This window comes from Methylobacterium sp. ARG-1 (assembly GCF_001262595.1).
GTDB lineage: Bacteria > Pseudomonadota > Alphaproteobacteria > Rhizobiales > Beijerinckiaceae > Methylobacterium > Methylobacterium brachiatum.
In genome coordinates this window covers 304,912-328,201 of record NZ_LHCD01000003.1, presented here as the reverse complement: position 1 = coordinate 328,201, position 23,290 = coordinate 304,912, and the positions used below count along the sequence as shown (strand labels likewise).

24 protein-coding genes are annotated in these 23,290 nt (G+C 68.0%); 10 read left to right on the top strand and 14 right to left on the bottom strand.

What is annotated here, in order from left to right; translation table 11 throughout:
• Window positions 1–196: 196 nt before the first annotated feature.
• From AKJ13_RS05200 to gap, 7 genes are all read right to left on the bottom strand, one after another.
• Window positions 197–1,219, bottom strand: a complete 1,023-nt coding sequence (locus tag AKJ13_RS05200) for a tetratricopeptide repeat protein (RefSeq protein ID WP_200905589.1) — start codon at window positions 1,217–1,219, stop codon at window positions 197–199.
• Complete coding sequence (locus AKJ13_RS05195) at window positions 1,216–1,860, bottom strand: thiamine phosphate synthase (protein WP_050732388.1); 645 nt, start codon at window positions 1,858–1,860, stop codon at window positions 1,216–1,218. Before AKJ13_RS05195 ends, AKJ13_RS05200 begins: the two co-directional genes overlap by 4 nt.
• A gap of 20 nt (window positions 1,861–1,880) precedes the next feature.
• Complete coding sequence (fba, locus tag AKJ13_RS05190; RefSeq protein WP_007568093.1) at window positions 1,881–2,951, bottom strand: class II fructose-bisphosphate aldolase; 1,071 nt, start codon at window positions 2,949–2,951, stop codon at window positions 1,881–1,883.
• A 61-nt stretch (window positions 2,952–3,012) separates the two neighbouring features.
• Window positions 3,013–3,255, bottom strand: coding sequence for a hypothetical protein (locus AKJ13_RS05185; protein ID WP_144426186.1), 243 nt, complete (start codon window positions 3,253–3,255; stop codon window positions 3,013–3,015).
• A 78-nt stretch (window positions 3,256–3,333) separates the two neighbouring features.
• Window positions 3,334–4,536 carry a phosphoglycerate kinase gene (locus AKJ13_RS05180; protein ID WP_050732386.1) on the bottom strand — a complete coding sequence of 401 codons (1,203 nt, stop codon included), beginning with the start codon at window positions 4,534–4,536 and terminating at the stop codon, window positions 3,334–3,336.
• 21 nt (window positions 4,537–4,557) lie between these two features.
• Window positions 4,558–5,025 carry a hypothetical protein gene (locus AKJ13_RS05175; RefSeq protein WP_050732385.1) on the bottom strand — a complete coding sequence of 156 codons (468 nt, stop codon included), beginning with the start codon at window positions 5,023–5,025 and terminating at the stop codon, window positions 4,558–4,560.
• An 84-nt stretch (window positions 5,026–5,109) separates the two neighbouring features.
• Window positions 5,110–6,114, bottom strand: a complete 1,005-nt coding sequence (gene gap, locus AKJ13_RS05170) for a type I glyceraldehyde-3-phosphate dehydrogenase (RefSeq protein ID WP_007568089.1) — start codon at window positions 6,112–6,114, stop codon at window positions 5,110–5,112.
• Window positions 6,115–6,709: 595 nt separating this feature from the next.
• Here gap and AKJ13_RS05165 point away from each other — a divergent pair.
• Both AKJ13_RS05165 and zapA read left to right on the top strand, forming a co-directional pair.
• Complete coding sequence (locus AKJ13_RS05165) at window positions 6,710–6,997, top strand: DUF4164 family protein (RefSeq protein WP_007568088.1); 288 nt, start codon at window positions 6,710–6,712, stop codon at window positions 6,995–6,997.
• A 36-nt stretch (window positions 6,998–7,033) separates the two neighbouring features.
• The gene (gene zapA / locus AKJ13_RS05160; RefSeq protein ID WP_050732384.1) at window positions 7,034–7,429 is read left to right on the top strand and encodes a cell division protein ZapA; all 396 of its coding nucleotides are present in this window, start codon (window positions 7,034–7,036) and stop codon (window positions 7,427–7,429) included.
• Between the two features lie 1,434 nt (window positions 7,430–8,863).
• Here the strand turns inward: zapA and AKJ13_RS05155 are convergent.
• From AKJ13_RS05155 to madL, 3 genes are read right to left on the bottom strand one after another with little or no spacing between them, the layout of a single operon-like run.
• Window positions 8,864–9,535 carry a GntR family transcriptional regulator gene (locus tag AKJ13_RS05155; protein ID WP_007568081.1) on the bottom strand — a complete coding sequence of 224 codons (672 nt, stop codon included), beginning with the start codon at window positions 9,533–9,535 and terminating at the stop codon, window positions 8,864–8,866.
• Between the two features lie 26 nt (window positions 9,536–9,561).
• Entirely contained in the window at window positions 9,562–10,326 is a 765-nt protein-coding gene (gene madM / locus AKJ13_RS05150) for a malonate transporter subunit MadM (RefSeq protein WP_050732505.1), read from the bottom strand.
• Between the two features lie 23 nt (window positions 10,327–10,349).
• Entirely contained in the window at window positions 10,350–10,808 is a 459-nt protein-coding gene (gene madL, locus AKJ13_RS05145; RefSeq protein WP_050732383.1) for a malonate transporter subunit MadL, read from the bottom strand.
• A gap of 223 nt (window positions 10,809–11,031) precedes the next feature.
• Here madL and mdcA point away from each other — a divergent pair, with 223 nt between their 5' ends.
• The 8 genes from mdcA (at window position 11,032) to AKJ13_RS05105 (ending at window position 19,305) form a co-directional block, all read left to right on the top strand.
• Complete coding sequence (gene mdcA, locus AKJ13_RS05140; protein WP_050732382.1) at window positions 11,032–12,678, top strand: malonate decarboxylase subunit alpha; 1,647 nt, start codon at window positions 11,032–11,034, stop codon at window positions 12,676–12,678.
• 199 nt (window positions 12,679–12,877) lie between these two features.
• Complete coding sequence (mdcC, locus tag AKJ13_RS05135) at window positions 12,878–13,186, top strand: malonate decarboxylase acyl carrier protein (RefSeq protein ID WP_050732381.1); 309 nt, start codon at window positions 12,878–12,880, stop codon at window positions 13,184–13,186.
• Window positions 13,187–13,188: 2 nt separating this feature from the next.
• Complete coding sequence (locus AKJ13_RS05130; protein ID WP_050732380.1) at window positions 13,189–14,118, top strand: biotin-independent malonate decarboxylase subunit beta; 930 nt, start codon at window positions 13,189–13,191, stop codon at window positions 14,116–14,118.
• A complete protein-coding gene (gene mdcE, locus AKJ13_RS05125; protein ID WP_050732379.1) occupies window positions 14,105–14,821 on the top strand; it encodes a biotin-independent malonate decarboxylase subunit gamma in 717 nt (238 codons plus the stop codon). Before AKJ13_RS05130 ends, mdcE begins: the two co-directional genes overlap by 14 nt.
• A 151-nt stretch (window positions 14,822–14,972) precedes the next feature.
• Window positions 14,973–15,668, top strand: coding sequence for a malonate decarboxylase holo-[acyl-carrier-protein] synthase (gene mdcG / locus AKJ13_RS05120; RefSeq protein ID WP_050732378.1), 696 nt, complete (start codon window positions 14,973–14,975; stop codon window positions 15,666–15,668).
• Window positions 15,665–16,585 (top strand): acyltransferase domain-containing protein, encoded by a 921-nt coding sequence (locus tag AKJ13_RS05115; RefSeq protein WP_050732377.1) that lies wholly within the window; start codon window positions 15,665–15,667, stop codon window positions 16,583–16,585. The genes mdcG and AKJ13_RS05115 overlap by 4 nt, the downstream gene beginning before the upstream one ends.
• Before the next feature lie 175 nt (window positions 16,586–16,760).
• Window positions 16,761–17,744, top strand: coding sequence for a GDP-mannose 4,6-dehydratase (gene gmd, locus AKJ13_RS05110; protein WP_050732376.1), 984 nt, complete (start codon window positions 16,761–16,763; stop codon window positions 17,742–17,744).
• A 79-nt stretch (window positions 17,745–17,823) separates the two neighbouring features.
• A complete protein-coding gene (locus AKJ13_RS05105; protein ID WP_050732375.1) occupies window positions 17,824–19,305 on the top strand; it encodes an aldehyde dehydrogenase in 1,482 nt (493 codons plus the stop codon).
• Window positions 19,306–19,374: 69 nt separating this feature from the next.
• Here AKJ13_RS05105 and AKJ13_RS05100 read toward each other — a convergent pair whose 3' ends face one another.
• The 4 genes from AKJ13_RS05100 to AKJ13_RS33050 form a co-directional block, all read right to left on the bottom strand.
• Window positions 19,375–20,397, bottom strand: coding sequence for a substrate-binding domain-containing protein (locus AKJ13_RS05100; RefSeq protein WP_050732374.1), 1,023 nt, complete (start codon window positions 20,395–20,397; stop codon window positions 19,375–19,377).
• 175 nt (window positions 20,398–20,572) lie between these two features.
• The gene (locus tag AKJ13_RS05095) at window positions 20,573–22,282 is read right to left on the bottom strand and encodes a methyl-accepting chemotaxis protein (RefSeq protein WP_064774605.1); all 1,710 of its coding nucleotides are present in this window, start codon (window positions 22,280–22,282) and stop codon (window positions 20,573–20,575) included.
• A 300-nt stretch (window positions 22,283–22,582) separates the two neighbouring features.
• Window positions 22,583–22,909, bottom strand: a complete 327-nt coding sequence (locus tag AKJ13_RS33055) for a MetQ/NlpA family ABC transporter substrate-binding protein (protein WP_280137100.1) — start codon at window positions 22,907–22,909, stop codon at window positions 22,583–22,585.
• Window positions 22,906–23,250 (bottom strand): MetQ/NlpA family ABC transporter substrate-binding protein, encoded by a 345-nt coding sequence (locus AKJ13_RS33050; RefSeq protein ID WP_280137099.1) that lies wholly within the window; start codon window positions 23,248–23,250, stop codon window positions 22,906–22,908. The genes AKJ13_RS33055 and AKJ13_RS33050 overlap by 4 nt, the downstream gene beginning before the upstream one ends.
• Between the last annotated feature and the right edge of the window lie 40 nt (window positions 23,251–23,290).

Below are 23,290 nucleotides of genomic sequence, written 5' to 3'. Positions count from 1 at the left end.
ATTTCTCGACAGAACATCTCATCCTGAGGTGCCGAAGCGTAGCGGAGGCCTCGCAGGTGCCCTCCAGAGATCGCCGACGCAACCGGAGGCCTTCTTCGAGGCCCAGCGATCTTTGATCGCCGCGCACCTCAGGATGAGGCCTCTGATTGGGGAAACCGAGCGCGTTAACCCCGAGTTTTCCGCGCCAGGCCTGCCGTCAGCGCTGCTCGATGCGCTCGTTGGCCAGCCGCTCGGCGCGGGTACGCTCCTCGCCGCTGAGCCCGGACAGGGTCTGGTCCAGCCAGGCATCGGACAGGCCCTGCGCGGCGGCGGCGAGGTTCCAGGCCGCGGCCTCGATCGGGTTCTTGGCGACGCCGCGGCCGACCGCGTAGAGCCGGGCGACGCGGTTCTGCGCGATAGCGTTGCCGCGGGACGCCGCATGTAGGAAGTACCGGGCGGCCGAGCGCTCGTCCTTAGTCACGCCGTTGCCGTTGAACAGCAGGATCGCGTACTCGACCTCGCTGGCGAGATCGCCGTTATCGGCGCCGCGCCGGAACCACTGGGCCGCCTGGCTGGCATCCTTGGGGACGCCGCGGCCCTGGAGATAGAGCACGCCCAGATCGTGCTGGGCCGGGCCGATCTCGGCCTCCGCGGCCTTGCGGAACTGCGCGGCGGCCGCCGCCTCGTCGGCGGTGGCGCCGGTGCCGATCAGGATCAGGCCGAGATTGTAGGCCGCCGTGGCCGAGCCGTTGGCGGTGGCCTGCTCCAGCCAGCGCCGGCCGGCCTTCGGGTCCTTGGGCATGCCGCGCCCGTCAAGCGCCATCAGGCCGAGCGAGGACATCGCGGCGGCGTCGTTCTGGGCGGCGGCGAGGCGATACCATTCGGCCGCCTTCACGGGGTTCTGCTTGATGCCGAGACCCTGGTTGTAGAGTTCGCCCAGCAGCGTCATCGCCGCCGCATCCTTCGGGTTCGCCTCGATGCGCTTGGTCGCCTCACGAAAGGCGGTGACGTACTGGCCGCGCTGATAGGCGCCGTAGGCGAGGTCGGCCGGCTGGCCGTTACTGGGGGGAACGGCCCCCCGGGAATAGTTCGGCGTGTAGGGGCTCGGAAGCTCCGGCGTCGTCTTCTTGTCGGACGGAGCGGCGGTCTTGGCCGGATCGAGTGGGCCCGGGGCGGCGAGCGCCGGCACAGGCAGCACCGCAACCAGGAGCACCGCGAAACGCAGGACGCGAAGACTCACGCGGCCTGTCCCGCGAGCACGGCCTGCGCCCGGGCCACGGCGTCGGGCTCGTTCAGCCATAGGCCGCTTTCCAGGCCGACGAACTCGGCACCGGTGGCTGCGAGCGGTCCGATCTCGTCTGGTGCCGCGGCGACCGCGACACAGGGCGTCTCGAAGATCTCGGCCCACCATTCGGCCCGGGCCAGGACGGTCTCAGCCTCGGGGGCGACACCGTCCGGATAGAGGCCGCCGAACATCAGGTAATCGATGCCGACCTCGCCCGCCTCCATGGCGCCGTGCTTGGTCTCGAGGCCGCCCGCGCCGAGGATGCGGCCGTCCCGGAGACGGTCACGCAGGTCCTTCAGGTCGCGCGGCTTGTCGACATGCACCCCGTCGGCGCCGCCCCGCGTCGCCACCGAGACGAGGTCGCCGGTGAAGCCCGGGCAGGCCACCACCAGCGCGGCGCCGCAGCCCTGGGTGATCGGCGCGATCTGCTTCACCCGGGCGGTGAGCCCGCGCTCGTCGGTGGCGGCCAGCCGCAGGATCACGGCCGCGACATCGCCCACCTTGCAGGCCGCGTCGAGCGCGGCCGCGAAGGCGTCGATGCCGTCGGCATCCAGGTTGTGGGGCCCGAGCAGGGCGAGGCGCTGTTGGCTGCTCATCGAACCGGCCGGCCGGCGCGTTACTGCGCGCCGATCTTCGGATCCAGCGCGCCGCTGGCGTAGCGCTTGGCCATCTCGGAGACGGAGATCGGCCGGATCTTCGAGCCCTTGCCGGCGGTGCCGAACTCCTCGAAGCGTTGCTTGCACAGCTTGGTCATCGCCTCCATGGCGGGCTTCAGGTACTTGCGCGGGTCGAACTCGGACGGATTCTCGGTGAGCACCTTCCGGATTTGACCGGTCATCGCCATCCGGTTGTCGGTATCGATGTTGATTTTGCGCACGCCGTGCTTGATGCCGCGCTGGATCTCCTCGACCGGCACGCCCCAGGTCGGCTTCATCTGGCCGCCATACTGGTTGATGATGTCCTGCAGCTCCTGCGGCACCGACGAGGAGCCGTGCATCACCAGGTGGGTGGTCGGCAGGCGGCGGTGGATCTCTTCGATCACGTTCATCGCCAGCACGTCGCCGTCCGGCTTCCGGGTGAACTTGTAGGCGCCGTGGCTGGTGCCCATGGCGACCGCGAGGGCGTCGACCTTGGTGGCCTCCACGAACTTCACCGCCTCGTCCGGGTCGGTGAGCAGCTGATCGTGGCTGAGCGTGCCCTCGGCGCCGTGGCCGTCCTCGGCCTCGCCCTGACCGCTCTCCAGCGAACCGAGCACGCCGAGCTCGCCCTCGACCGAGACGCCGGCCCAATGGGCCATCTTGGTGACGTTGCGGGTGATCTCGACATTGTAGTTGTAGTCGGCCGGGGTCTTGCCGTCGGCCTTGAGCGAGCCGTCCATCATCACCGAGGTGAAGCCGTACTGGATCGCGGTGGCGCAGGTCGCCTCGTTGTTCCCGTGATCCAGATGCATGCAGACCGGGATGTGCGGGTAAATCTCGACCAGGCCGTCGATCAGCTTGGCCAGCACGACGTCGTTGGCATAGGCGCGGGCACCACGGCTCGCCTGCAGGATCACCGGCGAGTCGGTGGCATCGGCCGCCGCCATGATCGCCAAGCCCTGTTCCATGTTGTTCAGGTTGAACGCCGGCACGCCGTATTCGTGCTCGGCGGCGTGGTCGAGAAGCTGCCTGAGGGTGATCCGTGCCATCGTCGTCTGTCTTCCCGCTTACCGTCTGGTGGTCCGCCCGATCGCCCACGGCGACGGAAATCTAGTGTGCCTCGTTTTCCAGGCCGGCGATCAGGTTGTCGATGTCCTTGACACAGACATCGAACTCGCTGGCCGAGGCGCGCATGGTCGCGAGCAAGGCGATCGCCTTGCTCTGATCCGCCGGTATGGTGGCTTCGAGGCTGTCGAGCCGAGCCAGGGTCTCCGTCCGCGATTGCACGATCTTCGCCTGCATTTCCTTCAGGATCTCGATCGTGACGGTTTCCAAAGTCTCGCTCATCGACACGCCCCTAGCCGGCGGAGGCCAAGCTTTAGATAGGTGCGCGGCGTCGTCGGGCCAGCACCCGATGCCGCCGCGCGGTTCTCACCCTTTGGCCCGCAGCGCCTCGACGCCCGGCAGGGCCTTGCCCTCGAGCCATTCGAGGAAGGCGCCGCCCGCGGTCGAGACGTAGGTGAAGTCGGCGGCTACGCCCGCGTGGTTCAGGGCAGCCACAGTGTCGCCGCCTCCCGCAACCGAGACGAGCTGGCCGGCCTTGGTGCGCGCGGCCGCATGCTTGGCAGCGGCCACCGTGGCGGCGTCGAAGGGCGCGAGCTCGAAGGCGCCGAGCGGGCCGTTCCAGACCAGGGTCTTGGCGCCGTCGATGGCGGCGTTGATCTCGGAAACCGAGCGCGGCCCGGCATCGAGGATCATGCTGCCCTCGGGCACCGAATCCACCGGCACGGTCTCGTGCGGGGCCTGGGCCTTGAACTCCGTGGCCGCCACCGCGTCCACCGGCAGGATGATCCGGCAGCCGGCCTTCACGGCCGCCGCCAGGATGCGGGTGGCGGTCTCGGCGAGGTCCTTCTCGCACAGGGACTTGCCCACCGCCTTGCCCTGCGCGTGCAGGAACGTGTTGGCCATGCCGCCGCCGATCACCAGCATGTCGACCTTGGCGACGAGGTTCTCCAGCAGGTCGATCTTCGACGACACCTTGGCGCCGCCGACCAGCGCGATCACCGGGCGCTGCGGCGCCTCCAGGCCCTTGGTCAGGGCTTCGAGCTCGGCCTGCATCTCGCGGCCCGCATAGGCCGGCAGGCGGTGGGCCAGGCCCTCGGTGGAGGCGTGGGCGCGATGGGCGGCCGAGAAGGCCTCGTTGACGTAGACGTCGCCGTTAGCCGCGAGCGCGTCGGCGAAGGCGGGGTCGTTCTTCTCCTCGCCAGCGTGGTAGCGGGTGTTTTCCAGAAGCAGGATTTCACCGTCCTTCAGGGCCGCCACCGCCCGGGCCGCATCGTCGCCGACGCAGTCGGCCGCGAAGGCGACCGGCCGGCCGAGCGCCTGGCTCAGCGCCGGCACCACCGGCTCCAGCGAATCCTTCGGCTCGCGCTTGCCCTTGGGGCGGCCGAAATGGGCCAGCAGGATCACCCTGGCGCCCTTGTCGGCGATTTCCCGGATGGTTGGGACGACGCGTTCGATGCGGGTCGCGTCGGTGACGCGGCCGTTCTCCATCGGCACGTTGAGATCGACGCGCATCAGCACGCGCTTGCCCGTGAGGGAACCGGCGTCGTCGAGGGTGCGGAAGGCGCTCATGCGGTCCTGTGCGGGTCGGGATTACTGGACGGTGGTGCCGGTGGTGGCGGCCGGCGCCGGGATCAGGCGGTCGAGGTTCAGGCGCTGCACCGCGACCATCAGCACGACGGTCAGGATCGCGGTGATCACCGCGGTCAGAACCAGCGCCCCGGTGCCGGGGAGGCGCCGGGTGCGGTCGGCCAATCCGCGCATCTCCGTGCGCAGGGCGGCGAGGTCGGATTGCCGGGCGGATTCGTTCATCCGGTTGGCGGCGTTCTCGACCTTGTCCTCGACCCGGGACAGCAGCGCCTCGGAGCGGGCGTACTTGTCCTCGATCCGCGAGCACTTGTCCTCGATGCGCGCGAGCTGGTCGAGGAGATGGCTGGCCGGCAGCCCCTGCGACGGCGTCGTGGCGACCGGCGTCGCGGCCGGCGAGGGGGCTACGGGTTTCGGCGCGGGCGTCACGACGGCGCCCTGTCCGCTCGACGTACCCTGCGAAGCGTCGGTCATCCCGGGATGATCCCTGGTTCGAGTTTGGGCCGTTCGGTCCGAAAGACGCCCGCCGTCCCACTCCGGGTCGGCGGGCGGCGCGCGTTAGATGAGCTTGGCCATCGCCACGGCCGTGTCGGCCATGCGGTTCGAGAAGCCCCACTCGTTGTCGTACCACGACAGGATCCGCACAAAGGTGCCGTCCATGACCTTGGTCTGGTCGAGGTGGAAGGTCGAGGAATGCGGGTCGTGGTTGAAGTCGATCGAGACGTTCGGCCGGTCGGTCACGCCGAGCACGCCCTTGAGCGGGCCGGCGGCGGCGGCCTTAATCGCGTCATTGATCTCCTGGACCGAGGTTGCCCGCTTGGCCGTGAACACCAGGTCCACCGCCGAGACGTTCGGGGTCGGCACGCGGATCGCGGTGCCATCGAGCTTGCCCTTCAGCTCCGGCAGGACCAGGCCGACGGCCTTGGCGGCACCCGTGGAGGTCGGGATCATCGAGAGCGCGGCGGCGCGGCCCCGGTAGAGATCCTTGTGCATCTGGTCCAGCGACGGCTGGTCGTTCGTGTAGGAGTGGATCGTGGTCATGAAGCCGCGCTCGATGCCCACGGCCGCGTCCAGCACCTGGGCGACCGGCGCCAGGCAGTTGGTGGTGCAGGAGGCATTCGAGACCACGAGGTGCTCGGCGGTCAGCTTGTCGTGGTTGACGCCGTAGACCACGGTCAAGTCGGCGCCGTCGGCCGGGGCCGAGACCAAGACGCGCTTGGCGCCGGCGTCGAGATGGGCCTTGGCCTTGTCCTTCGAGGTGAAGATGCCGGTGCATTCCAGCGCGATGTCGACGCCGAGATCGCGGTGCGGCAGTTCGGCCGGGTTGCGCACGGCCGTGACCTTGATGCGCTTGCCGTTGACCACCAGGAACTCGCCGTCCACCGCGACCTCGCCGGGGAACCGGCCGTGCACGGAGTCGAAGCGGAGCAGGTGGGCGTTGGTCTCCACCGGGCCGAGATCGTTGATCGCCACGACCTCGATGTCGGTGCGGCCCGCTTCCGCGATCGCGCGCAGGACGTTGCGGCCGATGCGTCCGAACCCGTTGATGGCAACCTTCGTCACGGCGTCACTCCTTCCTGATGCGGCTCACCGCGCGCCGGACCGGCGGGGACGATCCTCGGCGCGGTCTCGGCAGCCCGGGTCCAGGCCGACCGGGCGGGGCGGATCTGGGCGGGCGGGTTTGAACCTGCGATGAACCGGGCCGGGAGAGGCCGGGCTCCGCTTCCCTCACGCGTCGGCTCCGACGGTGGCGGCAGGGGTCTCGGGACTGTCACGGACCGGCCATCCGGCATGTCTCTTGCGGTCTCTTCCGAGAGCGCGCGGCTGTCTAACATGGCGCCTCGACCTGTCAAACGCGAGCCTGTGACAAACATGGGCGTATCCCACATCCGATAAACAGCCTTCGGCGCGGGCGATTGCTGAGACGTGACGGTTCAGGCCGCACGCGATCACCGCGCGATCGCGGACGGCCGCACCGCGAGACCTGTCGCGCGCCGAACCGGTCGCCCCGCGGGCGGCGGGCGCCGCGCCGGGACGCGGCCGACAATTCGGGCTGGCATTCTCGGGGCATCCGGCCGAAACTTGCCTCCCTGACGCATCGTCTTTCCCGAAGCCGGCGCCCCCGTTTCGGGGCGATGCGCGCGGTACGCGGAGCCCCATGGCCGACGACACCCCAGACCCGAGCCCCATCGACGCCGCCTTCGCCCGGCTGGAGGCCGCGCTGACGCGCCTCGACGCCGTCGTCGCCCGCCGTCTGGAGGCCGAGGCCGAGCCGGATGACCGGGATGCCGAGCTGGCGCTGATGGACGAGGACCGGGCCCGGCTCGCCGCCGCCCTGGATGCGGCGAGCGCGCAGCTCGCCGCGGTCGAGGCGACCACCGGCGTGGTCGGCCAGAGGCTCGACCGCGCGATCCAGACGGTCCAGGGCGTGCTCGGACGCGCCTGACCTGTATCCTTGACGCGCCGCGCACCGGAGCGATCCTTGCCCCAGATCAACGTGACCATCGACGGAAAGCTCTACCGCATGGCCTGCGGCGCCGGCGAGGAGGAGCATCTCACCGGGCTGGCCGAGAGCCTTGGCACGCGCATCGGCGAGATGCGCAAGAGTTTCGGCGAGATCGGCGACATGCGCCTGCAGGTGATGGCCGCCCTGACCATCGCCGACGAGCTGGCCGAGCTGCGCGCCCGCCACGCCGCCCTGGAGGCCGAGACGGCGGCGCTGCGCAAGGTCGCCGAAGCGGCCGAGCGCAACCGCGCAGAGGATGCCGCCCGCGCTGCTGATGGGATTGGGCGCGCTGCCGAGCGGATCGGGCAGTTGGCGGATGCGCTGGGTGGGAGCGGGGTCGGAAAGGGTGGGGTGGCTCGAGAGGTGGTGTGAGGAGATAGTTTGATACGGGATTCGGCGCGGTGAAAAATTTTTTCGAAGTCTTCGTTTTTGTAAAAGTCACAAGAGTAGACGTACCCCGGAGGCCAAAAGGGACGCGCCAAAGAGCTTCGCGGCTGAAACAAAGAGAAGCAAGGAACGAAATGATACTATTATGTAGCATTTCGGGAGAAATGTTCACTCTATTAGGGGTGATTATTAGAGTGCCTTGTGGTAGAAGCTAATCGACCGCTTGCTCTTTATGACCTTGTGGGCGTCGGCAAAAACCATAACTCAAAGCCTCAACAGGTCAGCCAATTTACGGTTTAGGCCGCACAATGGCAAAAATCATCAGTATTTTCGACAATGAGGTCGGCGTTGGCAAGACTATCTATATGTATCACGTCGCTCATCTGCTAGCTAGGAATGGCTTGAATGTGCTAATGGTCGATCGCGATCCCTCACGCATCCTACCTCTTACTCTATGCAGGATGGAGTGATACGCCGATCCTGGGGCGACATTGGGAATAGCATATTATAAAATGTACTTCCGTATATAGAACAACCGGAGGCACAAGAAATAGACTTCCTTTTAAAGTTTGGGTTGATTGCGGGATTGTATTTAGTGATTGGCGATATGAGATATAGCATTTTGAAGATGTAGTGCTGGATATTTGGAATAGTACAAAAGACGGTAGCGAGACTGATTTGCGCGCTCGGTCGGTCATTCATCGCTATATTCAATCTGCCAGTGAAAGCGTAATCGCAGAGCTAGTTTAAAACGACTGGGGCCCGAATTTGGCAGCGCGGAATCGTGCTACGCTCGCTTGCGGCGATTGTTTTATAACTCCTGTGGCGCCCGATTTTTTCAATACGATGCATGGGAAATATAGGAAACAAACTTGTGAGTTGGCGTAGATAATGGGATCAGTGCAAGTCTGATTAATCAGGTAGCGCAAGCATTTCTATTTCAGTTGATCGAACATCTTATCTCAGCCACGTTGTGCAGATGCCAAATCGACGGCTCAGCGGAGCTTCCGGTATGACGGCCGGATGGAGAATATATGGGAACCGCCTAGAACCAGCGATTCAGAAAACATTATTGCAAGACTGCCAACCAATCAGGTTGCTGACTGTTGTGATGGGTTTATAAACTCGATCAGATCCCAAAATTGCACAGCCTCATACCTTATCCACTCGATGCACGGCTACCGGTTCTCGACCTTCTTTTTGCACACGGCCTCACTGGTGCACACATAAAAACTGCGGCAGAAGCCGACGATCATTTCGAGCAAACCGTTCAGAACTTCAAGAATTTTTCAGATCGCAATAAAAGCCATCGGCATCCTAATAACCGTAACAACAAAAATATTCTATCTAAACATATTCTGATTTTTAAGCGCCGCCAAACCTGTTTGATATTGCAAACAGAGCTGACGGAGTTTGCCCTCAACCAACTGTCTCGGCGATATACCGCCCCAACGCCGCCGCGGCCCGCAGCATGTGCGCCCGCATGCGCTTTGCGGCCAATTCCCCGTCGCCCTCGGCAATCGCCGAAAGAATCTCGCCGTGCTCGTCCCGGGAGCGGCGGATCCGGTCGGCGTGGCGGAGCTGGGTCCGGCGGAAGGCGGCTAGGCGCTCGCGGATCGCCAGGGCCTGCTCGGCCATGAAGCCGTTATGGGTCGCCGCGTAGAGCGACTCGTGAAAGGCGCGGTTGAGCCGGTCGTAGGCGTCCACGTCCCCGGCCTCCACGGCGGCGGCGGAATCCTCGTGGAGGTCCATCAGCCGGCCGCGCTCCAGCGGCGTCATCCGGTAGGTCGCGAGCCGGGCGCACATCGCCTCGATCTCCGCGGTGGTCTCGAACATGTCGGCGATGCGCTCAGGTGTCAGCCGGGCGACCACCACGCCCCGCCGCGGCCGGACCTCCACCAGCCCCGAGGCCGCGAGCTGGCGCAGCGCCTCCCGCACCGGGGTGCGCGAGGCGCCGTAGCGCTGGGCCAGGTTCTGCTCGTCGAGCGCCGTGCCGGCCTGGAGCTCGCCCGCGGTGATCGCGTCGGTGAGCGCGTTGCGGATCCGGTCCGAGAGCAGCCCGCTGTCGATCTTCTGGAATTCGCCGTGCATTGACCGGTCCCGCGCCCCGGGGATCCTCAACCGACCAGCGCCCGCACCGTCAAGTAGAAGATCGAGGGACCGACCAGGCAGCCGATTCCGGTGTGGAAGGTGGCGGTGAGCGCCCCGTAGGGCACGAGCTTCGGGTCGGTGGCCGCGAGCCCGCCCGCGACGCCGCTCACCGTGCCCATCAGGCCGCCATAGGCCATGGCCGAGCGCGGGTTGTCGAGGCCGATCAGCTTGGCGACCAGCGGCGTGCCGACCATCACCATCACGGCCTTGGTCACCCCGGTGGCGATGGACAGCGCCATGACGGTGGAATCCGCCCCAATCGCCGCCCCGGTCACCGGGCCGACGATGTAGGTGATCGCCCCGGCGCCGATCGTCGTGATCGAGACCGCATCGTGGTAGCCGAAGGCGACGGCCGTGAGCGTGCCGACGAGGAACGGGATGATCGTGCCGAGCGCCAGCGCCAGCACGCCGACCAGCCCGGCCCGGCGGGCCTCGGTCACATCGACCTCGAAGGCGGTGGCAACGATGGCGAAGTCGCGCAGCATCGCCCCGCCCATCAGGCCGATGCCGGCCAGCGCCGGGATGTCGGCGATGCCCTTCTTCCCGCCGGTATACAGCCCGCCGACATAGGCGAGCGCCAGCCCCAACACGATCGCGATGGCCGAGCCGTGAACGCGGCCCTTCGTGAAGCGTTTGGCCGCCAGGTTGGAGACCAGGATCAGGGCGCCCACCACCGCGAAGGCCGCCACCAGGCTCTGCTCGACGAAGACGTGCTCGATGCCGTGCCAGATGGGATGTCCGAATTCCATGGCGCTCACCCCCGTCGCTCGGCCGGGATCGCGGGCGGCGCGCCCACGATCGGATCCGCCTCGCCGCCGATCACCGAACCACCGTGCTCGACCTCCGGGCTGCCCGGGTCGCGCCGGCCGATCCGGCTCAGCAGGGCTACGGCGCCGAAGCACAGGACGAGCGAGCCGGTGGCCGCGATGATCACGATCGGCCCGCCGCTCACGGCCGCGACCACGTTCTGCTGGGCCGCCATGGCGACCACGATCGGGATGTACATGCCCGCCCAGAACTCGACGCCGAACTGCACGCCCTTGGTCAGGCCGCCCCGGCGGGAGAGCCAGAGCCGGGTGACGATCAGCAGGATCATGGCGATGCCGACGCCGCCGACATTGGCCTTCACCCCCAGCGCCACGCCGAGGAGATCGCCGAGATACACGCCGATCAACGTGCACGCGGCCAGGAGGGCGACACCCAGGACGATCATTGGCGTTGCCCTCCCGCGGCAGGTTCTGCGGCGCGCTCGGGCGCCCGTCTCAACGCGCTCGGTATGGCGCGCTCTTTCCCGAATCCACCCGTCGCCGGCGGCGAGAGATATGCAGAACATTGACACATCATCAATCCCGTATACGGAAGCGTGATCGGAGCGGTCTGGAAAATTCTCACACGGGGTTGTACCCCTGTTTGTGCATACACGAAGGGGACGCCGGATGACCCAGTGGCGCGGCGAACGAGAGGCGCGCGACGCCCGCATCGCGGCGGCGCGCGCCCATGCCGACGGCAAGGTCGTCCCGGCCGGATCCGTCGTCGACCTGCTGGAGGCGGTGCTCCGCCCCGGTGACCGGGTCTGCCTGGAGGGCGACAACCAGAAGCAGGCGGATTGCCTGGCAAGGGGACTCGCCGCCTGCGACCCGGGCAAGGTCCACGACCTTCACATGGTCCAGTCGGGGATTGTGCTGCCGGAGCATCTCGACGTGTTCGAGACCGGCATCGCCAAGCGGCTCGACTATTCCTATTCCGGCCCGCAGGGCGCGCGCATCGCCAAGATGCTCTACGGCGGCCAGATCCAGCTCGGCGCGGTGCATACCTACCTGGAGCTGTTCGCCCGCTACTTCGTGGACCTCACGCCCCACGTGGCGCTGATCGCCGGCGTCTCGGCCGACCGGGACGGCAACCTCTATACCGGCCCCAACACCGAGGACACGCCCACCGTCGTGGAGGCCACCGCCTTCAAGAACGGCGTGGTGATCGCCCAGGTGAACCAGATCGTCGACACGGTGCCGCGGGTCGACATCCCGGGCGACCGGATCGACTTCGTGGTCGAGGCCGACACGCCGTTCTACGTCGAGCCGCTGTTCACCCGCGACCCGGGGGCGATGACCGAGACCCAGATCCTGATCGCCATGATGGCGATCAAGGGGATCTACGCCGAGTACGGCATCCGCCGGCTCAACCACGGGATCGGCTTCGGCACGGCGGCGATCGAGCTGCTGCTGCCGACCTACGGCGAGAAGCTCGGGCTCAAGGGCCAGATCTGCACCCACTGGGCGCTCAACCCGCACCCGACCCTGATTCCCGCGATCGAATCCGGCTGGGTCCAGCAGGTGCACTGCTTCGGCTCGGAAGTCGGCATGGACCGCTACATCCGGGCCCGGCCGGACATCTTCTTTACCGGGGCCGACGGCTCCCTGCGCTCGAACCGCGCCTTCTGCCAGACGGCCGGCCTCTACGCCTGCGACATGTTCATCGGCGCGACGCTGCAGATCGACCTGATGGGCCATTCCTCGACGATCACGCAGTCGCGGGTGGCGGGTTTCGGCGGCGCGCCCAACATGGGCTCCGATCCGCATGGCCGCCGACATCCATCGGATGCCTGGATGAAGGCTGGCCGCGAAGGCCAGATCGTCGGCGACCCGGCGCTGATGCGCGGCCGCAAGCTGGTGGTGCAACTGGTCGAGACCTTCGGGGAGAAGCTGGTGCCGACCTTCGTAGAGAAGCTCGATGCCCTGGAGCTGGCGAAAAAGATCGGGCTCGAGCTGGCGCCGGTGATGATCTACGCCGACGACGTCACCCACATCGTCACCGAGGAGGGCATCGCCAACCTCCTGCTCTGCCGGGATGCCGACGAGCGCGAGCAGGCGATCCGCGGGGTGGCCGGCTACACCGATGTCGGCCGCGGCCGGGACCGGGCCAAGGTCGAGGAGCTGCGCGCCCGCGGCGTGATCCGCCGGCCCGAGGATCTTGGCATCGAGCCCCTCGATGCCGACCGGGCGCTGCTCGCCGCGAAGTCGATCAAGGATCTGGTCCACTGGTCGGGGGGCCTCTACGAGCCACCCGCGAAGTTTCGGAACTGGTAGGGACCCGCATTGAACCGGGTCTCTCCCAACCGCGCCCTCATCCTGAGGTGCCGGGCGACCGCGGGTCGGCCGGCCTCGAAGGAGGCCTCCAGGGGCCGCCGAGTTCACTGGACGCCTTCTTCGAGGCCTCCGCTAAGCTTCGGCACCTCAGGATGAGGTGTTCTGTTTGGATGACGGGACGTCCTGCGAGGAACCGATCATGGAATCCCTGACCTTCCGCCACACAACGAAGAAGCCGCTGCCCGGCTCGGCGCCGAACGCCATCACGGGCGTGGTGGCGTCGGGCAATCTGGAGATCCTGCTGGAGCGGGTGCTGCCGCCGGATGCCTGCGAGGTCGCGATCGAGACCCCGATCGCCGGCTACGGCGCCGTCTGGGAGGCGGTGGTGGCGGATTTCGTCGCCCGGGCCCAGCCCGGCGGCTTGCGCATCAGCATCAATGACGGCGGCGCCCGTCCCGACACCGTGTCCCTGCGCCTGCTCCAGGGCGCCCGGCTGATGGAGGCTTGACCATGGCTGGCGCGTACGCCGCGAGTACCGACCCGGACGCCTTGAGCTGGTACGAGGCCACGGCCCGCCAGCGCGTGGTGGCGCTGACCGATCCCGGCAGCTTCCACGAATTCCTGCCCCCGACCGAGCGGCGCATGAGCCCGCACCTGCCGCTGTTCGACCTGCCGCGCGCCTTCGACGACGGCATCGTGGTCGGCCGGGCCAAGCTCGAGGGCAAGACCGTGCTCGTGGCCGCCCAGGAGGGCCGGTTCATGGGCGGCGCCTTCGGGGAGATTCACGGGGCGAAGCTCGTGGGCCTGCTGCGCGCAGCGCTGACCTCGAAGCCGGCGGCCGTGCTGATCCTGTTCGACACCGGCGGCGTCCGGCTTCAGGAGGCCAATGCCGGCGAGACCGCCATCGCCGAGACCATGCGGGCGATCATCGATGTCCGGGCGGCCGGCATCCCGGTGATCGGGCTGATCGGCGGCCGAGCCGGCTGCTACGGCGGCGGCGGCCTGATCGCCGGCACCTGTTCGCGGCTCGCCGTCTCAGAGGGCGGCCGGATCTCGGTCTCGGGCCCCGAGGTGATCGAGACCAACAAGGGCGCGGAAGAGTTCGATTCCCGCGACAGGGCGCTGGTCTGGCGGACCATGGGCGGCAAGCATCGCCGCCTGATCGGCGGCGCCGACGCCTTCTGCGCCGACAGCGTCTCGGCCTTCCGCAAAGCCGCCCTCGACCTGATCGGCCGGGCGCCCGCCTTCGACCTCGCCACGCTTGAGGCCGAGCAGGCGCGCCTCGAATCGCGCCTCGCACGCTTCGGCGATTGCTTGGACGCCACGGATGTCTGGGCCCGGCTCGGCGTCAACGACCCGGAGGCGGTGCCCGCCATGGACACGCGCGCCTTCGACGAGACCGTGTCCCGGGTGGGGGAGTCCGACCATGACGCTCGCTGAGATCCTGGCCGGGTTATTCCTGCAGGGCCATTCCGTCACCGTACGTGACGGCCTCGTCACCGGGGCCGGCCGGTTCGCGGACGGAACCCTTCATGTCGTCGGGGTCGACGGCGACACGCCCCTCGGGGTCGACGGGGCGCTCATCCTGTCCCGCGCCGTGCTCGACGCGGTGCGGGCCGGCGACAGGGCGCCGATCCTGGTGGTGGTCGATTCCGACAGCCAGCGCATGAGCCGGCGCGACGAGCTCCTGGGGCTCAACGAGTGCCTCGCCCATCTCGCCAAGGCGCTGCTGCTCGCCGACCGTTCCGGCCACCCGACCATCGGGCTGATCTATGGCCACTCCGCCGCCGGCGCCTTCATCGCCACCGCGCTGGCGACCCGGATCCTGGCAGCGCTGCCCGGCGCCAACCCGAGCGTGATGGACCTGCCCTCGGTGGCAAAGGTGACCAAGCTGCCCCTCGACAAGCTCCAGGAGATGGCGAAATCGACGCCGGTCTTCGCCCCCGGGATCGACAACATGGTGGCGACCGGGGCCGTCCACGTCGTTCTGGATCCGGCCAAGCCGCTCGATGGCCAGATCCGCGATCTGATCGCCAACCTCCAGCCCGGCGACGACCGCGACCGGCTCGGCGAGGAGCGCGGCGGCCGGCCGGTGGCGCGGGGGATCAGCGCGGCGGTGATCGCCCAGGCCGGGCGCGGATAGCACCGGCACCCGTCATTGCGAGCGCAGCGAAGCGACCCAGCGATGCGCTCTGTCTTGAGAGCGCGCTGCACTCGGTTGCTTCGCTGCGCTCGCAATGACCGAACGGGAGGCTGAAGATCGTACTTCCCGACGCCCCAGGAAACGATCGCGGATGGGACAGATCCCTCACTCAACCATTGAAGCCCGCCGGTCCGACACCGTCACCCGGCAGGATCTCGTCCGCGCCGATCCCCACGCCTGGGCGTCCTGGCTCCGGACCCGCGAGGATCTCGCGGGCGTGCCGCATCTCGCTGGCTGGGCCGAGGCGGGTCGTCCGTTGATCGTCCGCCGCCGGGTCCCAGGAGAGACCGGCGACACCGTCCCGCTCGGCCTGCCGCTGCCGCCCGCCGACGGCAAGCGCCGGATTGGCCTCGCTCTGCCGGCCGAGCACCTCGCCCGCCTCGACGGCCCGAGCCTGGCCGCGGCCGCAATTCACGCCCCCGCCGCCTGGCAGGCGACGATCGCGGCTGCTGTTGCGCTCGGCGAACGCTACGGCCTGAACCCACGCCCGTTCGGCGGCCTGCTGTGGCAGGCGGTGACCGGGCTCGCCTACCTGAGTGCCGCCTCCGACCTCGACCTGCTCTGGCCCTGCCAGGAGCCCGTGCCCACTGGCCTGCTCGACGGGCTCGCTTTTCTTGCGGAGACCGCCCCGATGCGCCTCGACGGCGAGATCCTTCTTCCGGACGGGACCGGCTTGCACTGGCGCGAGCTGCGCGACGCAACCGAGGGCGGGACCGTGCTGGCCAAGGGCCTGGACGGCCTGGCCATGCGCCCGGCCGCCGCGTTCCGAACCCGGGAGCCCACATGAGCGTCGCGATCCTGCTCTCCGGTCAGGGCGGCCAGCATCCGGGGATGTTCGATCTCACCGCCGACCATCCGGCGGCGCAGGCGGTGTTTTCCGCCGCGACCCCGCTCCTCGGCGGCACCGACCCGCGCGACCTCGCCCAGCGGGGCGGCGACGCGCTCCACGCCAACCGGGCCGGGCAGATCCTGTGCTGCACCGCCGCGCTCGCCGCCTGGCGGGCGCTGGGCTTCACCGGCCGGGCCATCGTGGCCGGCTACAGTATCGGCGACCTCGCCGCCTGGGGCGTCGCCGGGCGGATCGCCGATGCCGACATCCTCGCCCTGGCCGCCCGCCGGGCCGAGGCGATGGACGCCGCCTCGGGGGAGGGGTTCGGCCTCGCCGGGATCCGAGGCCTCACCCGCGACGCGCTCGACGCCCTGGCCGCCCGGCACGGCTGCCACCTCGCCATCCGCAACGCCGCCGACAGCTTCGTGGTCGGCGGCCGGCGTGATGCCCTCGACGCCCTGTGCCGGGACGCCATCGGAGCCGGGGCGCAGCGGGCAATCCTGCTGCCTGTGCACACGCCCTCGCACACGCCGCTGCTGGCGGAGGCGAGCAACGCGTTCCGGAGCGCGCTCGGCGCCATCGCCCTGCGCCGCCCCCCCGCCGGAGCCCCCCGCCTGGTCAGCGGGCTCGACGGCACCATGATCTTCCGCCCGGAAGACGGCCTCGACAAGCTCGGTCGCCAGATCTCCCAGACTCTCGACTGGGCCGCCTGCCTCGACGCCTGTCGGGAATACGGCGCCGACCGGGTCCTGGAACTCGGCCCGGGCCACGCCCTGGCAACGATGGCACGCACGGCGCTGCCCGATGCCCGAATCCACGCGTTGGAAGAATTCCGCTCGATCGACGGCGTTGCGGTCTGGCTCACCCAACCCTAGGGCGTGGCGCTCTGCTCCGCGACGCATGGCCCGGCGGGGCGTAATTCTTCGCAGTGACGGGCTATCGTGCGCCGCTTCGCGCTACTCTGCGAAGACTATGCGCAGTCTGGCGTCACCTTGACGCGAAGGCTGCGGCGGTCGTAGCAGCCGGGCAGGAACGGGACGGGACGGTTTCATGACGGGCAAGCGCGCGCTGATCACGGGGGTTACGGGCCAGGACGGCGCGTATCTGGCGCAGCTGTTGCTGCAGAAGGGCTACACGGTCACCGGGATCGTGCGCCGCTCCAGCCATGCCGGCGTGTTCGACCACAGGTTGAAGTGGCTCGGCATCCTCGACGATGTCGAGCTGGTCGACGGCAACCTGCTGGACCAGTCCGCCCTGCTGCGGATCGTCCAGACCGCCAAGCCCGACGAGATCTACAACCTCGCCGCCCAGTCCTTCGTCACCTCCTCCTGGCAGCAGCCGCTGCTCACCGGCCAGGTGACGGGGCTGGGCGCCGTGCACATGCTCGAATGCCTGCGCTCGGTCGCCCCCCAGGCCCGGTACTACCAAGCCTCGACCTCGGAGATGTTCGGGCTGATCCAGGAGGCGCAGCAGAGCGAGACGACGCCGTTCTACCCGCGCTCGCCCTACGGCGTGGCCAAGCTCTACGCGCACTGGATGACGATCAACTACCGGGAGAGCTTCGGGCTGCACGCCTCGAACGGCATCCTGTTCAACCACGAGAGCCCGCTGCGCGGCGTCGAGTTCGTTACCCGCAAGGTCACGGACGCGGTGGCGCGGATCAAGCTCGGCAAGCAGAAGGAGCTGCGGCTGGGCAACATCGACGCCAAGCGCGACTGGGGCCACGCCCGGGACTACGTGCAGGCGATGTGGCTGATGCTGCAGCAGGACAAGCCGGACGATTACGTGATCGCCACCGGCCGCACGACGACGGTGCGGGACATGTGCGTGATCGCGTTCAAGCATGTCGGGCTGAACATCGACGACCACCTGGTGATCGACCCGGCCTTCTTCCGGCCGGCGGAGGTGGAGGTGCTGCTGGGCAACCCGGCCAAGGCGAAGGCGACTTTCGGCTGGGAGGCGCAGACGAGCCTCGAGTCGCTGATCACCGAGATGGTCGACGCCGACATCAAGCGTCTCAGCGCCAACGCCTGAGCGGCCCTGCGCCGGCCGGTCTCGTCACCGGCCGGATTTCGGCTCATACCGCGCGCGTCATTCGCGAGAGAGGCGCGCCGTGAAAACCTATCAGCTCTATATCGACGGCCAGGACGTCGATCCGGTCGAGGGTTCGTGGTTCGAGTCCGTCGACCCCTACCGGGGCGAGCCCTGGGCCAGGATCCCGCGCGCTTCCAAAGCCGATGTCGACAAGGCGGTCGCCGCCGCCAAGCGCGCCATGTGGGACGGCCCCTGGGCCACCATGACCGCCTCGGCCCGCGGCAAGGTCCTGCGCCGGATCGGCGACCTTGTGGAACGCGAGGCGAAGGCCCTCGCAGAGGTCGAGGTCCGCGACAACGGCAAGTTGTTTGCCGAGATGTACGGCCAGACACGCTACCAGCCGGAATGGTGGTGGTACTATGCCGGTCTCGCCGGCAAGGTCGAGGGCGCCCAGGTGCCGATCGACAAGCCGGAGACCTTCGCGTTCACCCGGCACGAGCCGGTGGGCGTGGTCGGGGCGCTCACCGCCTGGAACTCGCCGCTGCTGTTCGTGGCCTGGAAATGCGCGCCGGCCCTCGCGGCCGGCTGTGCCGTAGTGGTCAAGCCGTCGGAATTCGCCTCGGCCAGCACCCTGGAATTCGCCCGCCTGACCAAGGAAGCCGGGCTTCCGGACGGGATGTTCAACGTCGTCACCGGCTACGGCGGCGAGGCCGGCAGCGCCATCGTCGAGCATCCGGACGTCGCCAAGATCACTTTCACGGGCTCGGATGTCACCGGCGCGAGGGTCTACGAAGCGGCCGCCCGCCAGATCAAGCGCGTGTCGCTCGAACTCGGCGGCAAGTCGCCCAACATCGTGTTCGCCGATGCCGACCTGAAGGCGGCCGCCGCAGGCGCGATCTCGGGCATCTTCGCGGCGACCGGGCAGACCTGCATCGCCGGCTCCCGCCTGCTCGTGCAGAACAGCATCCGCGAGGAATTCGTCGCCCGGTTGATCGAGCTGGCCCGCACGGCCAAGCTCGGCGACCCGATGCAGGCGGACACCAATATCGGGCCGATCACCACGCCGCCGCAATACACCAAGGTGCTGGACTACATCGCGCTCGCCAAGAGCGAGGGCGCGCGCTGCGTGCTCGGCGGCAATCCCGCCTCCGGTCCCGGCGTGATCGGCGGCCAGTTCGTCGAGCCGACGATCTTCACCGGCGTCACCAACGACATGCGCATCGCGCAGGAGGAGGTGTTCGGCCCGGTCCTGTCGATCATCGGGTTCGAGGACGAGGCCGAGGCGCTGCGCCTCGGCAACGACGTCATCTACGGGCTCGCGGCCGGCGTCTGGACCCAGGATATCGGCCGGGCTCTGCGCATGTCGAAGGGCCTGCGCGCCGGCACGGTCTGGGTGAACACCTACCGGGCCGTCAGCTACATGATGCCGTTCGGCGGCATGAAGCGGTCCGGCATCGGCCGCGAGAGCGGCATCGAGTCGATCCGCGAGTATCTGGAGACCAAGAGCGTCTGGATCTCCACCAGCCGCGACACGCCCGAGAACCCGTTCGTGATGTGGTAGGGCTCTCAAGCCACTTCGGCGGCAGCAATCTCGGCGCAGCGGTTTTTGGCCCCTGCGCCGGGGAAGCGCCTATCTCGAGAAATGCGTGGTCGACATCCGGTCGGTGACGAGTTCGAACGGCACCCAGTCGTATTGCTGCACCGGCTCCCGCCGGATTAGCTTGAGGGCGTCGTCCACCGCCCGGCGGGCCTGCAGGCCGGCATCCTGATAGACGGTCACGGCCATGCGCTTGCGCTGCATCGCCGCTAGGCCGTCGGGGGTCGCATCGATGCCGCCGATGAGGATCCGATCGGGCCGGATTCCGGCAGCCTCGATCGCGTCGGCGGCCCCGATGGCCATCTCGTCGTTGCTGGCGACGATCGCGTCGAGCGCGCTGCCCTTCGCCAGCCATCTGGCGACGAGCGTCGCGGCCATCTGACGATCCCAATCCGCCGCCCCCTCCTCGACGATGCGCAGCCCGGGGAACTCGGCGGCCACTTCCTTCGCGCCCTGCGCACGCAGGGCGGTTCCCGAATGCGTCGGGGGGCCCTTGATGATCGCGACGCGGCCGTTGCCGTCCAGCATCTGCGCGAGCTTCCGCATCTGCAGCCGACCGGCAACGAGATCGTTCGACAGGACGAACGCGACACGGCCGGCAAACCAATCCTCGCGGGGGGCCATATTGGCGTAGACGAGGGGGATGTCGGCTTCCTGCGCGAGCCGCGTGATCGTCGCTTTCGTGGCCGAATCGACCGGCAGGACCAACAGGGCGTCAACCTTCGCGGCGATGAAGCTCCGGACCTGCGCCACCTGCCGCTCGCCCGCTCCCTGCGGGGCATAAGTGAAGGTCACCGAAAGGTCGGGTTGCGTCTTGGCGTAAGTCTCGATGCCGTCGCGGAGCAATGCGGTGAACCCGCTCGGCTCGATCATCGTGACGCCGATCGTGGTCGCCGAGGCTGGCATTGTGAGGCTCGCGAGTACCACGGCCCACACCGCCGGCTTCCGCCCCCCGATCACGATGGAAGCCCGACAGAGGCCGCGGAGATCGATGCGCGAGCGGAGCGCCCGGTGGAGCGTACGGGCGAGGGCGCACATGTGGAGCGTTCGGATCATGGCGCTTGCACATCCTTGGAGTGCGCGAGGCCGCGGCGACCGGTCCGGTCCAGGGGTACGCGCGCGATCAACACGTCTGAGCTGGGTTCTCCGGCGCCAAACGTCGGAACGGTCCGCGTCGGGAATGATGTCGGAGCGGGTGGGTTGCCTGTTCCCGCTTCGCGCGCGCGCCGCATCACGCCGCCCGGATGCTGCTGAGAAAGCGCTGGACTTCGTCGCCCAGCCGCTCGGCGTCGCGCGACAGAGCGCTGGCCGAGGTGAGCATCCGGTCCGCGGCCGCGCCGGTATGCTCCGCCGTTCCGGCGACCGTGGTGATGTTCGCCGTCACCTCGCCCGTGCCGTTGGCAGCCTGCGAGATGTTCAGCACGATCTCCTGAGTGGCGGCGCCCTGTTGCTCCACGGCCGCGGCGATCGAGGCGGCGGCCCCGCTCATGTCCTGCACCCGGGCCGCGATTCCCTCGATCGCCGCGACAGCGTCGGACGTCGATGCCTTGATCACCGAGACATGACTGGAGATGTCGTCGGTCGCGCGCTTCGCCTCGCCCGCCAGCTGCTTGACCTCGGCGGCCACCACCGCGAAGCCACGGCCGGCAGCGCCGGCCCGCGCGGCCTCGATGGCGGCATTGAGGGCGAGCAGGTTGGTCTGCGCCGCGATCTTCGCGATCAGCCGGACGACGTCGCCGATCCGGTCCGCCGCGCCGCTGAGCACCTGCACGAACGCGATGGTCTGGGCGGCTTCCGCAGCAGCGCCGGTGGCCATCGCGGCGGAGCGTTCGGCCTGTCGCCCGACCTCCTGGACCGAGGCGCCGAGTTCATCGGCGGCGGCGGCGATCATCCGCACATTCGACTCGGCCTGCTCGGCCGCCGCCGCGACCGTCGTCGACTGGGTCGCCGTCTGACCGGCGACCTCGCTCATCTGGTGCGCCGTTCCCTGGAGCTGCGTCACGGCCGAGGTGACGGTGCCGACGATCCCGCCGACCGTCTCCTCGAAGCGCTCGGCCATGTCGCGTAGGACGACCTTGCGCTGCTGCTCCGCCTCCTGGCGAACCCGGGCCGCCTCCTCTTCCAGGGATTTGGCATGCAGCATGTTCTCCTTGAACACCTGCACCGCCCCAGCGATGGCGCCGATCTCGTCGCCCCGCTCGCCCCCGGGAATCGCCACGGCGAGGTCGTTCTCGGCGAGACGCGCCATCACCCGCGTGATCATCGCGATCGGCGCGGCCACCCGACGAACGATGAACCAGCTGATCCCCAGCGTGAGAATGGCCGCGATGGCCAAAGCCGCGATGACCGCCAGCCGCGAGGTGGCGCCGACTGCATCTGCGGCCGCCGTCTGCTCGAAGGCCCGCGCCTGCCGGTGGACCAGGACCGTGTCCACCGCCTGGGTGAAGGCGACGGCGTCGGTCTGGAACGGCACGGCGAACACCGTATCGGCCAGCTCCCGCTCACCGGCCCGATCCAGAGCGGTCGCCTCGGCCTCCACCGCCAGAAAGTGCTGCCAGGCCTCGCGCAACCGGTGCGCCAGTTGCTGTTCATCGGTTCCGGCGACGGTCGGTGCATAGGCACTCCAGGCGGCGGAGAAGGCCTCCTGAGCTCGGACGGCATCGGCGAGATAGCGCCGCCGCTCATCGTCGGAGTGCGCGTTGTGTGCCAGCACGTCCAGGGCCCGCAATTCCTGGCTCAGTTCCTTCATCCGCCCGAGGATCGTGACAGCCTTGATCTCCCCGGCAATCGTTCGGCTGACATCGTTCATCATGCCGATGCGAAAAACAGAAAACAATCCTATTGCCGCCGATACAACAAACAGCGCGACGGAAGATCCGATGATGACGGAACGCAAGTTCAAAAATGAAGTTTTTCGCGGCTGTGAAGAAGCGGCGTTCATATGCCATGCCCGAGAATACTGATACTATTTTCCTATCATACCCTTGCAAACAAATCAATAACTTAGCGATACGCATTTGATTTTATCAAGGCACGATCATCATCCAGTCGGATAGCTTGCTACCGGCATCGACTTAAATATACAGACCGCCAGAGCATTTGAATTGCCATCCGGCACAGAAGATCGATTTCCATTGATCATCCGAATAGACGGTCGCCCGTCGAGCCGGCTCGACGGAGTCAAGTCCCGCCCCAGTCGGGGCTCACACCTGGACACTCATCTCGGGTTGCTGGCACCGGATCAGGTGGTCCGAACGGGAATCACCGAGCCGCGATACCGGTCGCGAATGAACCGGGCCACCTCGGCGGAAGTCAGCAGGTCGGCGAGGCGCAGGATCCGCCCGTCCCTCGACAGGGCTTGCGTGATCACCAAGACATTCGCGTAGGGATTGCCCTCGGCGCGCTCCAGGCCGAGCGCGTCACGAGCCGGGACAAGCCCGGTTTCGAGGGCGTGATTGCCGTTGATGACGGGCAGGCTGATGTCGTCGAGGGAACGCGGGAGCTGCGCCGCGGCGACTTCGACGAGGCGGAGGTTCTTCGGATTCTCGGCGACGTCCCGTGCGGTCACGCCCCGTCGCCACCGGGGCGGAGCCGGATCAACCCGCTTTCCTGAAGGAGCTTCAGGGCGCGGCTGAAATTCGTGACGTTGTTCGGCAGGGCGACGCTCGCCCCCTGCGGCACCGCGGCGAGCGTCGTCACGCGCCGGGAATAAATCCCCAGGGGCTCGATATGCACCGCAACCGCCACGGCGAAGGTCACCCCGAGCTGGGCCTCCTCCGCGTGCAGGAACGGCGCGTGCTGGAAGAAATTCGCGTCGGCATCCCCGTCTCGCAGGAGGGCGTTCGGGCGGATATCGCCGCTGGTCTCGATGCGCGTCAGCTGAAAGCCCGGCGCGAGCGTCCGCGTCACGAAGTCAAGGATCTCCGAATGCGGCACCGAGGACGCGACC